Here is a 13190-nt window from a genome sequence, read left to right as displayed (position 1 = left end):
ATCAACGTAAAGTCTCGTGTTGAGAAGACTGATTGGGTAGAAATATCTTGAAGATATCTACAGCAGGGAGCATGAATTTTCCAGAAGTCGCAGTTAATTCTCAGCAGCGACTATGGACTTGGCAAGTAGTTTGTCCAGTCCCCGCGATTGACGCAAGACAAGCGCGGACAATGGGAAAGAGCAAAACGTCCTAAGTGGTGTTAGGAGTGGTTCGGACAAGTAAACACAGCAAATTTTAAGTTTTGCTAACAGGTGTGAACTTGTCTAAATCAGAGAAGCAGGTTAATCTTGCGTAAGCATCTCTGGTGAATGTGATCTTGATTTATCGTTCGTTGTGATCTAAATCATTGACTAGTATCCAACTGAAGAATCGAGATCAGTTAAGCGCTAGTGATCATAGGAGGTCGTCTTTGAAACGAGCATTGAAAAAGAGAGTGAAAGCTGTGTTGAACAATAACCCCAGCAGCGATGATGCCCCGGTAGAACTGCTAAATGTGATGAATCCAAAGGTTAACCGCCGGGTGCGGACAAAAGCCGCCATGATTGGCTTGGCAATCTCTATGGGAGCAACCAGCCTTTTGGTGACTCGACAAAGCGATCAAGCCCAAGCAGCAGTGCCAGTAGGCAGCCAAAAGGCAACCTCAGCGATTCCTGCTGTTCCTGACACTGAGGTGAAATTTGCCTCCACAAAGCTGGAGTCCCAAGCAGTCTCATCAGCGAGCGTGCCGGAAAATCCTGTGATCGTGGAACCAACGGCAGTCTCACAAGTGCCTGGGCTTGAAGCTAAATGGCAAGTCGCTGCCAATGGAATGTCTTTGCAAGTTCCCCCATCAAACACTTTTTCTCAAGCAACAGCGGTTTATAAAAATTCCACCTACCTGAAGCCCCAACTGGCACAGGGATTGAACAATACCTTAGCCGAAACTAGTTTCCCAACAGTCAATAATCTGTCTGACTATAGTGCTGACAGTGCTGGTAGTACAAATGCATCACTAATTGCCCAGCCCCAAACAGTGGCAACATCTGGGGTAGCAAACAGTGAAATAAATGCACAGCTTAAGGCGCAACAAGAGTTCGCACTAAATCGCTTACAAGAAAAATCGAACCGTTTAAGAAACAGTCTGGCACAGTTGCGTTCTGGGGAAACCAAAAATTTATCACAAGCTGATATAGAATTGGCACAGCCAACAACTGTAGTTGAGAATACTGTATTAGCCCAATCTGACACTTCTGGCGATACAAGCAAAGCAAACCTGATATCGCGGTTAAAACAGAAAACACAGACAAGTGCATTTGTACCCGCTACACCAACAGTTATTGCGTCCTCAAGTCTAACAGCTTATGAAGTTAAGCCTGGAGATACACTAGCAGCGATCGCCAGCAAACACAACACTTCAGTAGCAGAACTAGTTAGGGCAAATAACCTCAATAATCCAAATGAACTGCGGATTAGCCAAAAACTAGTTATTCCTGCTGTTCAAGTTGAGGCAACTGTAGCGACTCCCACTTTTGTAGAATCTAGCAAAACTCCAAAAGTAGCCACCTCCCCTGTGAATATTGGTAGTGCTAACTCATATCTACCTACTTCACCATCACCAACTATTGCCGACAACAGTAATATTACCGTCCCTACACCGGTAACTGTTCAGATTCAGGCAAATAGTGCGACCGACTTAGAAACAGCCCCCCCTACAGCTAGTTCTTCTGGCGTCGGTGGTGACATTGCAGTGCCACAAGCTTTTGCCGAAATGCAACAGCCTAAAACACCAGCAAATAGGGTAGCAAGGGGAAACAATAACAATAATGACCGTTTGCGGGGCTTACAAGCGGAAATCCAGAGATTACAACAAAAATATCGCGCTCAACAGTCTGGGAACTTAGTTGTGTCAGCAGCAGCTGCCGAAACAAATAATGCTGCGATGCTCACTCCTATTTCTACTCCCAATAATTTCACTGCACCTAACTCTGCGGCTCGACCGAATAGTGTAGCGATCCAAATTCCAGTTCCTACACCGATTCAGTCTAATTATACTGCTCAACCAATTAAGACCCAATTTCGTACTGCTGTACGCCCTACCGAGCCAGTAAACCCAGAGTTCTTGCCTAATTTAGGGTCTGCTAGTCAGTGGACTCCCTCTGCCACCCCATCTGCCACAAAGGTAAAAGTTGCAACGCCTTCTGGAAGAGTAAATGCTTCTGACTCATTAGGAATGATGCGGGGAAGGACAGTTTCTCCACAGGTAATACCACCTTTGGCAGCAGTTGATCAATATCTGCCCAGACCCATTGACGAACTAACGCCTCCTCCATCTACTTCAACATTAACTTACACCTGGCCAGCAAAGGGCACTCTCACCTCTGGTTTTGGTATGCGTTGGGGAAGACCGCACAAAGGAATTGATATTGCTAACTCCACTGGCACACCAATTGTTGCTTCAGCTGAGGGTACGATCGAAAAAGCTGGCTGGAACAACGGTGGCTACGGCAACCTCGTTGAAATCCGCCATCCTGATGGCAGCACGACTCGCTATGCTCATAACAGCAAGATTCTGGTGCAACCTGGTCAGCAGGTGAATCAAGGAGAAACGATTGCTTTAATGGGTAGCACTGGTCACAGTACTGGGCCACACACCCACTTTGAAATCCATCCATCAGGTAAGAGTGCTGTTAACCCAATAGCTCTCTTACCGGAACGCGTGTAAATCTTGGCTGTCTGTAACTAAGTTATTACCTTGTTAAAAGAGGGAGTTTACCTTCCTCTTTTACCTTTTATGACCTTAACAGGGATGAAAGCTGTAAGAAAATTGCAAAAGGGGCTAGGCTTGAGCAAATTTGTATGCTATACTAGTTAATGATTTGAATAATATATGGCTCAGTAGCTCAGTTGGTTAGAGCACGGGACTCATAAGCCTGGGGTCGTTGGTTCAACTCCGACCTGAGCCATTTTAAAAGTAAGACTACATAAGGGTTTCAGCTTCTAGTTATGTACATTCACAAATTAGATGTCGCCGTTCACAAATTAATGTCGTTTTTCACACATTAATGTCGCTCTTTCACTAATTTGTGTCGTAGCTCATTTGAGACAACTGTTCACAAATTAATGTCGCAATATTAGTGACTTATCGACTTTGTGCGGTGACAGGTCAACATCAGATTTGCCAACTAGAAGACCATAAGCTTTAGTTTAACTTAAGCTTTAAAAAGTTTTACTCTACCTTACTTAAACAGAGAACTTTTGTTCTTTATAGTTAAGCAGGTTGGAGTTGAACCCTTTCAACCCATACCCATATCTCGTAATCTTTATATTTTCACCAGCCCTGCACTGGAAAAATTTATATAACTTGTCCTTTCTTGCTCATCGCTAGGTATTACATCTTCAATCCATTTTTGCCGGAAGGAATTGTAACTTACCATCGCCCTTGGGGTCGATATAGAAAATTTTCTTTCAACCCGCTTGACACGGGAAGGGTCATTGTAATTGGCGACCTCACTCCCATGCCCATTAATGCTTTTAACCCGCTCAATACGGGAAGGATCATTGTACCTTTGAGGTAGCGATCGCAAAGCCTCACACTTGTCTCTTTCAACCCGCTCAACACGGGAAGGGTCATTGTACCCAAATTGTCTCCTTAGCTTTCTCCCTGTTTACTTTCTTTCAACCCGCTCAACACGGGAAGGGTCATTGTACCTTGCCAGTAAGCAAGCAAGTGCCTACAACTGCCTTTCAACCCGCTCAACACGGGAAGGGTCATTGTACCCTTCAAGCCTCTGAACGGAAAAGCTTACTTGTTAACTTTCAACCCGCTCAACACGGGAAAGGTCATTGTACCTACTTTGTTCATAAAAAACACAAAGAGTTTTTGCTTTCAACCCGCTCAACACGGGAAGGGTCATTGTACCCAGCCTCAAACTACCCGATGGGGATATTAATGCACTTTCAACCCGCTCAACACGGGAAGGGTCATAGTACCGTTCCAATGACGACGCAGCAACTCACCCCAGGTTTCTTTCAACCCGCTCAACACGGGAAGGGTCATTGTACCATTTCCGCTTCTCAATTCCCGACATGATGTATCAACCTTTCAACCCGCTCAACACGGGAAGGGTCATTGTACCAGAGATGGGTTTTAAAGTCGAGTTGCTTTAGTTCCTTTCAACCCGCTCAACACGGGAAGGGTCATTGTACCAGTCGTGAATCAAGCGTCACTCTAAAAATAATAAACTTTCAACCCGCTCAACACGGGAAGGGTCATTGTACCGGGCGATCGCTACGCACACCGCAGGCATCATCAATACTTTCAACCCGCTCAACACGGGAAGGGTCATTGTACCCCTTCCTGTATAGAATCCTTGTTTTGTGAAGGATTCCAGAGTTGATAGCGCGGATCTATATTCCACCCTTCTTCAACTACCGTTTGAATGGGCAATTTGTGTGCCATTAAACGCTAAAACCCTTTCACCGCAAGCAAGCGCGAATCGACTGAAAATTTTTAATCTCTTCTAATGCCTGAAAACAAGGATTGGTATGGGTTCCCCCTTGGTCGGAGGTGATTTAGTAGCCACTACAGCAGTATATCCGCGCCCTTATTGCTGGGAGCGCACCTTATTCCTGTCTGGAGACAGCAGCATCAGGGTGAGCAGCTACTAGGGTCAGAAAGCAAGACTATCTTCCAATAGTCAAACTACCCCATATTTTTCACAGTTCAGCGGTTACAAAGAACATGAACTGCGGCGCTATTACTTATTTTATTGTCAAGGTTCAGTATATTTGCTCAATCTGAAGATTAAGATTTATTTTGACGAAAATGGTAAGCAGCGATCACTAAATCTCGCGCTTTTTCTTGAGGACTATCTCGAATAGGTTGTGGGCCTTGTTCTCTAGAAATGTTTGCCTTAGCTGCTTGGCTTTGAATACACTCGATCAATCTGTTGTAGCTCCAACGATGAATGCTCTGGCGGTACTGTTTAGCATACTGTTGCTGACCTTCTTTGTAATTAGGACATTTTTTCACTGCCCTAGCTTCTATTTCACTTTGGATGCTCTCGCGTACATTTTTCATTGTGGGTAGAACAATGCTGCCAGCTTGGTAATTTTTGGCTAACGTGATAATTGCTTGTGCTAGTAAGTTATCAATGTGCTTTCCTAACTCCAATTCTGACAACTTAATTTGTGTGTTGCTTTTTTGAGCTTTGTGGCGTTCATGAGAATTACGTTGCTGCTGCTGTCGCTGGCGGTTCAGTAACTTGTAATTATCACCAAGTAGCTGTTTAACACTGCGATACGCAAGAACTTTATTTGTGGAGCAGTCAACAATAGCTATTGTTGCAGGCTTTTCTAGACCCAAACTCACACCAATGAGAATTGATGTTTTACCCTGATACAAGTTTTGATTAGGACGTGGGTAGGCGGTGTTGATTCTAGTGAGTGTTGAGTTAAGGCGTTTAATATAAATTTGCTGATGTTGATTTAAGTTTTCTTTTTTTTCCATGTTGGCCAGTTTTTGAGTAATTTCGTCTACTTTTTCTTGCCTAAACTCCTGAGTCCCTTCAATCGTCCACAAGCGAGTATCAACGCTGCAATAAAGAGTTAAACGATGAATTTTCCAGGGAAGGTCATTACCTTTATTGTCTTGCCATGCTAAACGTCCTGAACGCAAAGTAAAGAGAGAAGATGAATGCTGGTCTTTGTTGCGCTTAATGCTCTGATCTTCTAAAAATCTTTGAAACCAATAAATTTGTTTATTATCGCAGTAAATTTCAAAGATATGATTATTGAACTCTTTACCTGAGAAGCTAACACAAATACGACCTTTTTCATTTCTTGACCAAATAAGGTCTTCGTTGCTTGTGAATTGAACTGGAAATGGTATCGAACTAGGATTTTGTAAGAGATGCTTCTGCCAAATTTTAACTTGATTTTCGGTTTCAGGAACATTGTTGGTTGCTACTAAAAGACTTTGTAGCCAATCTTCTCCTGTCAAATCACGACCACTGGGTATCCTCGATTGCAGTTGTTCTTTAAGACGTTCAATTTCTCGGACTTTCTTACTACGGCGTAGAGCATATCGATTAGGGTCTTCCTCTTCTTCGCTAACCTGACAATTATTTTTCAATAAGTAAGCGATAGCACACCGATTAAGAGGATTCTTTGCTTGATCGTAAGCCTTAAATAAAATGTCAAACAGTATGTAATTATTGTTTTTGCTTTTTTTATGCTTATTTACATTCCCATTTGTAATATTTTGCTTATGAATTTCTTCAACCTTAGCAATATAGTGCGGCAAAATTTTAATAGCTTTAGCGCGAATAATCTTTAAACTAAAGTTACTTTCTTGCTCCAGTTCTACATCACTTTTAAGCATATTGAGCCAATGCTCTTTTTTATCGATTTTTTGTTGTCGTTCTTTCTGTAATGCCAACCAAGACTTGTACAGGGCAAACGCATCTAAAGTACTCTTGATCCTGACCAAGATTAAGACCCAACGAAAAATCAGTATTTCTGGCTTGATTTATTTTCCAAGGCTCAAAGCGATCGCTAAAATCTTTATCAATAAGTAGAGGTTAATGAGATTATTTTTGAGTCTATTGAGAATAGACTAGTCTTATTGACATGATGCGGCCGCCCTGAAGACTTGTAGATATACTCGACTACTTCAATAGCTGATTTGTAAAAACGCTTGGGTTGGTTAACAAAGCGTTCTTGAGTACTGAGTGAGTCACACAGTGGTTTAATTACTCCATTTGGTAATTTGCCCTTCTTCAACCACTCCTCCATATCAGGATGTATTCTTACCTGTTCAAGTAGTTCATTAATCAAAGGTGTATTCTTCTCCGCCATCAATTGCCACAGATGGCGGCGGGTATCTTCGCTGGCTACTAATCGACATTGAATAGTGATCAGGCTCATAGCAGTTTCTGTTCTCTAAACTTTATAAAATACACCAGTATTTTCAAAATAACATTTATAGTGTGCAATATTACATTCATTGTGTGTAGATTTATGATTGATAGTACCTCACTATTAGGCTGTGAGGGAAAATAACATCAACATTGAATATCGTTTTGGAAAGGCGATAAGACGAAGAAGGCGAGAGCTAGATTACTCTCAAGAAGAACTGGCTGAAAAAGCTGGACTTCACCGTAATTACATCTCAAGTATTGAGACGGGAACCCGTAATCCTTCTCTTAAAAATATTGAAAAGCTTGCAAAAGCAATGAACATCTCCATTTCTGCTCTTTTTATCAACTACGGTATTGAGGCAGAGCATAAATCAGAAAAAGATACTGAGTGTTAGTTTATAGTGTTTTAGTACACACGGACATAAATTTGTCCGTCCAGTACTACAAAAAATACAAAGACACCAAAAATTAAGAAAGAGACGTGAGGTTAGTCACGTCTCCAGATCATAGGAGAAAAACCATTAAGCGGCTACATCCGCGACCAGTAACCCGTTGACAGCAATGATCAAAAGTTGTGCTGAAGCAGAGGTGTCACAACAATGTCTTTTATCGCTATTACAGGGTTGTGTCACCCATTTCCCCTCAAGATTCTGATAAAAAGTTCCAAGCAGATGGGAACCATTCCAAACTCGATACAGTTCTCCCAAATCATCTGGCACTGAGTCAATTTCAATTTCTGGCGCTACTGCGTCAGCTAATTCGTCAACGTATTCCTCAAACTCAGATTCTACAGAGGCTTTGTTGTCAAACTCTTCTTGTGTAATCATTTAAGTAACCTCATTGATGGGGTTTTACAAAAGGCGATCGCAGTCTCTTCCCGGAGGGCGATCGCCTTTGTCTTGTTACTATATTGTAATTAATTGTTATTACTAAAACAATAGCGTTACTACAAAATTTTCAAAATTCGCCACAATTAGGGTAAATAGAGTTATTACAGATTGAAAGTTTTCAGCAGAAAGTAGTATGGCAAAGCGGCAGACAACAAAATTGAGCAATCAGATCATTGTTAGAATGGACGATGAGACTAAGGAAGCTTTTATGAATAAAGCTAATGCTGAGGGCAAGACAGCCTCAGAATTGATCATGGGATGGATTCGTTCCTACATGACTGAAGAACTTCAAAAAACTCCAGACTTAGCCAAAATGCAAGCAGACTTGGAGAATCTAAAACAACAAGTTGCTGCACTCCAAAATGAATACTTGGGAAAATTAGCAGCCTGAGAGAAGAGAACGATTCTCTCAGGCTATGGATAGATCAAATTATCAGTTCTGCCCCTAAGAACCCAAAAAACCCGTCAGACGCCTGACGGGTTTAGTTTTGTTAAGGAGATTAACTATGGGAAGATATGCAGTTACTACTGGTAATAAATAAGTAGTAACTGCGATTAAGACTGCGATCGCAATCAAATGCTTTAACTCACAAGACTTTCCCTTACTTTGTTGGGTGTAACTTAATGCTTTACCTCATTACTATCTACCTCAACTTTATTCTTGTTCAAATCCCTGATTACTAAATTTGAGAACCCGACAATTCTCGCTGACTGTGCGAATCACGTTCTCTGGAACTCCTTCAGGGACAGTGACCTGAAGTTCTAAGGTAATTTCTACTTCAGCATCTACTAAACTACTGAGGTGTTGAATAACCTCGTCTGCTATCTGTCCTATGTCACGTCTTAGCCGCAATGCGTCCAATTTGACTGAACCATAGAAACGTTTTGGTGGAACTATGACAACAGAGGAAGCATTATCTGTTATTACAATGTCAATAGTTTTTTCTTTTTCAATCTTATAGCTTCCTGTTTTTTCTTTAAATCCTGGTGGAGTTACTGGTGGAGTTACTTTAGCAGCAGCATCTGCCTCAATTTGGCGTTGCGCTACTTCTGGCTTAACTATCAGATTTTGACTGCTAAGGGTTACGGTAATGTGTTCAGCTGCTTTCAAACCAAGATAACGTCCTTTGGATTCATCCCAGCCAGTGGCATAAGCAAAGTTTTCATTCCACAGTAACGCTGCAACTCCTTCTGCGATCGCTTGTAATAGCACTTGTTGATTTTTGATGCGTGGCAGGTAAAGGTAGTACGCTAAGTACTCCCATAACTTCTTAAGATCGAGGTGGTTTACATCGCGCCAGAGATATGGATCGAGAGCTTCCAAGCGCAGGCGGCTGGCGGCATAGTTGGCAATCAAATGTTCTTCATGAACTGCTTTGCGGCTTGCTTGCACAATAGGAGAGTCTTGCTTTTGCAATCGAATTTCTTGCCATTCAATCTCTCCTTGGGGGTCGGGTTGCATCGGTACTAACAGCCAGATGTAAGCCTCCTGAATTAAACTTTTTACATCTTTGTCGGTTTGCTGTTGTTTAGTCGTCGCCTGATTACTTTGAAAAACATCTAAGTTTAAGGCTTCTTTATCCCGAATAATCGAATTCCAGGCGAGGTATTGGCAAACAGATTGTTCTAATAGCTCCAGTTTTGCCTTGTCTGGTGCTAGGAACAGCAACATATTCTTGCAGTACCGAGGACTGGCTCCCTTTTGGTTTAGTATTTCTTCGGCTCTGGTGCGGGCTTGAGTTTCGCTTTCCTTATTTTTATGGGGATGTTGTGGCCCCATGACAACCAGCCTTACGGCCATTTCATCAGGAACATCTGCCGAGGAGTCGGGTGCAATATGTACTCCAGCAAATTCACCGCGCTGTTTATCAGCCTTTAATCGGAGAATAATTTCATCCCAAACTTTATCCTGATCCTGTTGGATTTGCTCGGCTCTGTCTTGGGCAAGTCTGGTGACGCTAGGCTGAGTTGAGAACCAGTAACGAGTGCTATCGACATAAAGATGTGTGGACTGGTCGGTAAGTCGGCGCAAAGCATCACCAAAAGTTGCTGCACTTTCCCCTGGTTGAACACACCCTAACTTGATCCGATGATCTTCTACACCGCGATTGGCTGCTCTTAGAGTAGGAGCAGAACCAAGGTAAATTGTCCGGGCAACGCGGCGACAGGCAGAGTAACGTCCTAAGTTCGGGTTTTGGCGATCGCACGCTAATAGTAGAGAATTATATCCATCTACATCTTTTTCAATCACTGGCACCCAGTTATCTTCCAGGTAACGAGTCAATTCTGTTTGTACCTGTCCGTCATCCATTGGCACGCTGGCAGGCATGATTAACAAACTCTTGTCCTGTCCTTCCCAAAGTGAATGAATCACCTTTGCCATCAGTCGCAGCACACCCCGCGTGCGTTGGAATTTGTCGAGAGTTGACCAGTCATTATAAAGTCGGTCAAACAGTTCTGGATGGATAGGATAGGCATTTTCTAGCCGTCGTTTGTAACTACCTTCTCGGCACTCACTAGGAAACTCCTGAGATTGGTTTTGGTACATTTCTGCAAAGGCACGGATGATGGCATCACGGGCAATAAAGCCACTTTCTTCGGTGATGGGTTGAAACAGTCGTCGCCGCACAATTTCAAAGCTTTCATCGGCAGTTGCTGGTCGCCAAGGAGATTCGACTCTGCCAATAGCATTTTTGAGTCTACTTAAGGCTGCTTTACCGCGATCGCCTCCAATCTCATTATCAGATGCAGGAATACTCACGACCAAAAGAGTTTGGTTAGCGTTTTTTGCCGACTCACTCAAAGTCTGGGCAAAAGTAAAGTGAGTATCAAAGCTGCCCCCCGGAAGGTCGTTTATTTCGTGAAGCTGTCGGGCATAAGCCACCCATTCATCAATTAAAATTAGGCAGGGTGCATAGCGGTTAAACAGCAGCCGGAGGGTATCGCCAGGGTTAGTTGAAGTTTCATCTGCTTCTCGAATCATTTCGTAGGCTTCCCTACCGCCCAGTTGCCAAGCTAATTCGCCCCAGAGTGTTCGGACAAATGTGCCATCTTTTTTAGGTTGAGGCTGACCGGGAGAAATTTTATTTCCTACCAGCACTGCTGTGTTAACTTTTGGCGGAGGTAAAACATTTGCCGCTTCCAGCACTGGTTCCAATCCGGGTAACTTGGATGCGGGAACTCCCATAAACAGGTGGTATAGTGCCAGCATCGCGTGGGTTTTGCCGCCACCAAAGTTGGTTTGCAGTTCGATAACGGGGTCGCCTTTATTGCTAGAAAGACGTAGTAAGGCATTTGTGAGCAGTTGCTTTAGCCCATTGTCACAAAGTGGTGAATCATCGTCTGGTATGTCAGCACTGATAGCGTCGATAAGTACCTTTTCTCTTGCTTCCTTTACCAAATCGCTTAAAATGCTTAAGGCTAAAAGCTGACGCAATGTAAATAAATCTGCGTGTTTAGTAATTCCGTAATTTTGTATGCGAAATCCAAGCGCTTGTTCTGGCAAATCTGTGTCAGGTTTCCATTTAGGTTGAGCCGTTGCAGCAATTTCCTCATGTTCTTGAGTAGGCGACAAATACACACGCCCACGCTCACCTTCTGCCACAATAGCCATCAATTGAGCACCTATCTGTCCGGCTTTCCCTTCATTACGAATGTATTCTAAAGTTACAGGCGTATTACAACAAATACAAATGGCTCCCTTGCGGCTAACTGTTCCCTCTGGTGGCTTACCTTGGCCGATATTTACCTGAAAACTCACAACAGGCTGTTGCTGTCCGCTATTAATAATTGATTTTACCGAAGCTTCTTTTCCTTTCTTCATCGAAAGTGCAAACGATCGCACCAACGGCATTTTTGCACCACAAGCAGGGTTAGGACATTTCACTGTTCTTGCCCACAACCAAGCAATAACTGTAGCCTCACCGCCGCCAAATTAATTCCTGCGATAAATTTACCTTTGGGTAAAAATGCCCAATTCGCTTAAAAGCCTCGTCCCGCATCCATTGACCGTAATAGCGCACATCTTCAGCCAATCCCTGCGCCCCAAACCATTTTTTAGTAGTTAGAGAATTTGTGCGAGAATCAGGGTTAACGGGAGGTTGATTTGCAAACTTTGGTGGAATTTCAATTAAAGCTTTGGTAATCAAAACAGCAACTGGATTGAGGTCACTACCGTAAGCTTCCAACCCCAATCTTTGAGCTTCTAGGGGTATGGAACCTCCACCAGAAAAGGGGTCTAAAATAGGTGGTGGATTGTTATTTGTTGAGTTGAGAATTTCTGCTTTAGCTGCGTCTAAAACTTCCTGATTATTGATATTTTCCCACTTCACTAATTGCTCAATAATTTCAAACAGGCGTTTCCTCTCTGTATCCTGCGCCTCTTTTGTGGGAAATTTATCAGGATGACTTGAGGGATCATCTACCAAAGACGAAAACAAAACTGCCCGACAAGTTGCTAGCGGCCGCCGCGCCCACCATAAATGTAGCGTCGAAGGGTGTCCATGCCTAATTGATTTTTCTCTAGCAGATTCTTTGTTAATTGCTTCCAGTGGTAACGCAACTTCGATTAGCTTCTTGCGGTAGGTCATTATTTTGCCAGACTGATATGATGGAAGCGAGTAAATGTCTGAGCAAGAAGCAGCACTAAATATTCCGAGTGAGTGGACTTACGGAATATTTACATCAAGCATTGGTAGGCTAATTAGTCTTTGTTGATTGCTGCTCGCCTAACTTAGTTACAGAGCTTCGTCCGGCAATTATAATCACGATACTTGCTGGATGGCTCAGTGATAATTCGGAGCGCGCATTATCTTTAGCTCAAAGCCTGTAGTTTAAAAAACGATGACTTCTAACACAATTTCTTGGGATTCTATCCGTGATGAGGTTTTAGCAGATCCAGAGGTAAAGGCTGAATACGATGCCTTGGAATCTGAATTTCAGTGTGCAAAACAAGTTATTGCTTTAAGGAAGGCTAGCGGCTTAAATCAACGGGATTTTGCTAAGTTGGTTGGCATTAAACAGCCACAGCTAGCTCGGATTGAATGTGGCAAACAGGTTCCTAAAATTGAAACCCTAGCAAAACTTGCTAGGAGTGCAGGTTACGATGTCGAGATTCGCTTTGTAGCACCCAAAGGAAAGCGATCGCACAAAGTCGAGCCTCTGAGGATTTCTGCAAAAGAGTTAGTTTAGTCCTGTGATTGCTCTCACCAAAAGCATCCTTTTTTACTTGGATAACTAGCTATCCAATAAAGGAGGCAGACTTAAGAGCGAATACTCTGACAAAATTGCGATGTCTACGACGGGCGTAGCTGCGGCACCAAAAAACAATCAGCAAATGAAGTAAACCTGTAGCAGTTATTCTAGAGAAAGCTAGAGTTCTGAAATTTTGGCATGTTTGAG

At 42.9% G+C, this 13190-nt stretch carries 11 protein-coding genes and 1 tRNA gene; 5 read left to right on the top strand and 7 right to left on the bottom strand.

Annotated elements, in window-relative coordinates:
• Window positions 1-410: 410 nt before the first annotated feature.
• Entirely contained in the window at window positions 411-2702 is a 2292-nt protein-coding gene (locus H6G97_RS01040; protein ID WP_190938884.1) for a peptidoglycan DD-metalloendopeptidase family protein, read from the top strand.
• A 167-nt stretch (window positions 2703-2869) separates the two neighbouring features.
• Window positions 2870-2943 (top strand) — tRNA-Met (locus H6G97_RS01035).
• A gap of 464 nt (window positions 2944-3407) precedes the next feature.
• On the opposite strand, the gene H6G97_RS55835 is transcribed toward H6G97_RS01035, so the two are convergent.
• The 4 genes from H6G97_RS55835 to H6G97_RS01025 form a co-directional block, all read right to left on the bottom strand.
• Window positions 3408-3611, bottom strand: coding sequence for a hypothetical protein (locus H6G97_RS55835; protein WP_422394147.1), 204 nt, complete (start codon window positions 3609-3611; stop codon window positions 3408-3410).
• A gap of 592 nt (window positions 3612-4203) precedes the next feature.
• Window positions 4204-4326 carry a hypothetical protein gene (locus H6G97_RS55830; RefSeq protein ID WP_422394146.1) on the bottom strand — a complete coding sequence of 41 codons (123 nt, stop codon included), beginning with the start codon at window positions 4324-4326 and terminating at the stop codon, window positions 4204-4206.
• A 458-nt stretch (window positions 4327-4784) separates the two neighbouring features.
• On the bottom strand, window positions 4785-6470 hold the full coding sequence (gene cas12k, locus H6G97_RS01030) for a type V CRISPR-associated protein Cas12k (protein ID WP_277883237.1): 1686 nt from the start codon (window positions 6468-6470) through the stop codon (window positions 4785-4787).
• A 77-nt stretch (window positions 6471-6547) separates the two neighbouring features.
• Window positions 6548-6907 carry a hypothetical protein gene (locus H6G97_RS01025; protein ID WP_190938882.1) on the bottom strand — a complete coding sequence of 120 codons (360 nt, stop codon included), beginning with the start codon at window positions 6905-6907 and terminating at the stop codon, window positions 6548-6550.
• Between the two features lie 121 nt (window positions 6908-7028).
• Here H6G97_RS01025 and H6G97_RS01020 point away from each other — a divergent pair, with 121 nt between their 5' ends.
• Window positions 7029-7295 carry a helix-turn-helix domain-containing protein gene (locus tag H6G97_RS01020; protein ID WP_190938881.1) on the top strand — a complete coding sequence of 89 codons (267 nt, stop codon included), beginning with the start codon at window positions 7029-7031 and terminating at the stop codon, window positions 7293-7295.
• Between the two features lie 126 nt (window positions 7296-7421).
• Here H6G97_RS01020 and H6G97_RS01015 read toward each other — a convergent pair whose 3' ends face one another.
• On the bottom strand, window positions 7422-7727 hold the full coding sequence (locus tag H6G97_RS01015; protein ID WP_190938880.1) for a hypothetical protein: 306 nt from the start codon (window positions 7725-7727) through the stop codon (window positions 7422-7424).
• A gap of 196 nt (window positions 7728-7923) precedes the next feature.
• On the opposite strand from H6G97_RS01015, the gene H6G97_RS01010 reads away from it, so the two are divergent.
• The gene (locus tag H6G97_RS01010; RefSeq protein WP_152590043.1) at window positions 7924-8181 is read left to right on the top strand and encodes a hypothetical protein; all 258 of its coding nucleotides are present in this window, start codon (window positions 7924-7926) and stop codon (window positions 8179-8181) included.
• Window positions 8182-8445: 264 nt separating this feature from the next.
• Here H6G97_RS01010 and H6G97_RS01005 read toward each other — a convergent pair whose 3' ends face one another.
• A complete protein-coding gene (locus tag H6G97_RS01005) occupies window positions 8446-11676 on the bottom strand; it encodes an ATP-binding protein (protein WP_338421548.1) in 3231 nt (1076 codons plus the stop codon).
• A 34-nt stretch (window positions 11677-11710) separates the two neighbouring features.
• Complete coding sequence (locus H6G97_RS51175) at window positions 11711-12379, bottom strand: DUF1156 domain-containing protein (RefSeq protein ID WP_199349193.1); 669 nt, start codon at window positions 12377-12379, stop codon at window positions 11711-11713.
• Between the two features lie 253 nt (window positions 12380-12632).
• Here H6G97_RS51175 and H6G97_RS00995 point away from each other — a divergent pair, with 253 nt between their 5' ends.
• Window positions 12633-12980, top strand: coding sequence for a helix-turn-helix domain-containing protein (locus tag H6G97_RS00995; RefSeq protein WP_190938879.1), 348 nt, complete (start codon window positions 12633-12635; stop codon window positions 12978-12980).
• The last annotated feature ends 210 nt before the right edge of the window (window positions 12981-13190 follow it).

The organism is Nostoc flagelliforme FACHB-838 (assembly GCF_014698065.1).
Classification (GTDB): domain Bacteria; phylum Cyanobacteriota; class Cyanobacteriia; order Cyanobacteriales; family Nostocaceae; genus Nostoc; species Nostoc flagelliforme_B.
Note: the sequence above shows the minus strand (reverse complement) of the source record. Positions and strands in the feature narration are given on the sequence as shown.

What these genes read in the sequence shown, in the direction of transcription:
- H6G97_RS55835 (WP_422394147.1), bottom strand. Translation starts at nt 3,611, where the DNA reads ATGACCCTTCCCGTGTTGAGCGGGTTGAAAGAGACAAGTGTGAGGCTT.
- H6G97_RS55830 (WP_422394146.1), bottom strand. Translation starts at nt 4,326, where the DNA reads ATGACCCTTCCCGTGTTGAGCGGGTTGAAAGTATTGATGATGCCTGCG.
- H6G97_RS01025 (WP_190938882.1), bottom strand. Translation starts at nt 6,907, where the DNA reads ATGAGCCTGATCACTATTCAATGTCGATTAGTAGCCAGCGAAGATACC.
- H6G97_RS01015 (WP_190938880.1), bottom strand. Translation starts at nt 7,727, where the DNA reads ATGATTACACAAGAAGAGTTTGACAACAAAGCCTCTGTAGAATCTGAG.
- H6G97_RS01010 (WP_152590043.1), top strand. Translation starts at nt 7,924, where the DNA reads ATGGCAAAGCGGCAGACAACAAAATTGAGCAATCAGATCATTGTTAGA.
- H6G97_RS51175 (WP_199349193.1), bottom strand. Translation starts at nt 12,379, where the DNA reads ATGACCTACCGCAAGAAGCTAATCGAAGTTGCGTTACCACTGGAAGCA.
- H6G97_RS00995 (WP_190938879.1), top strand. Translation starts at nt 12,633, where the DNA reads ATGACTTCTAACACAATTTCTTGGGATTCTATCCGTGATGAGGTTTTA.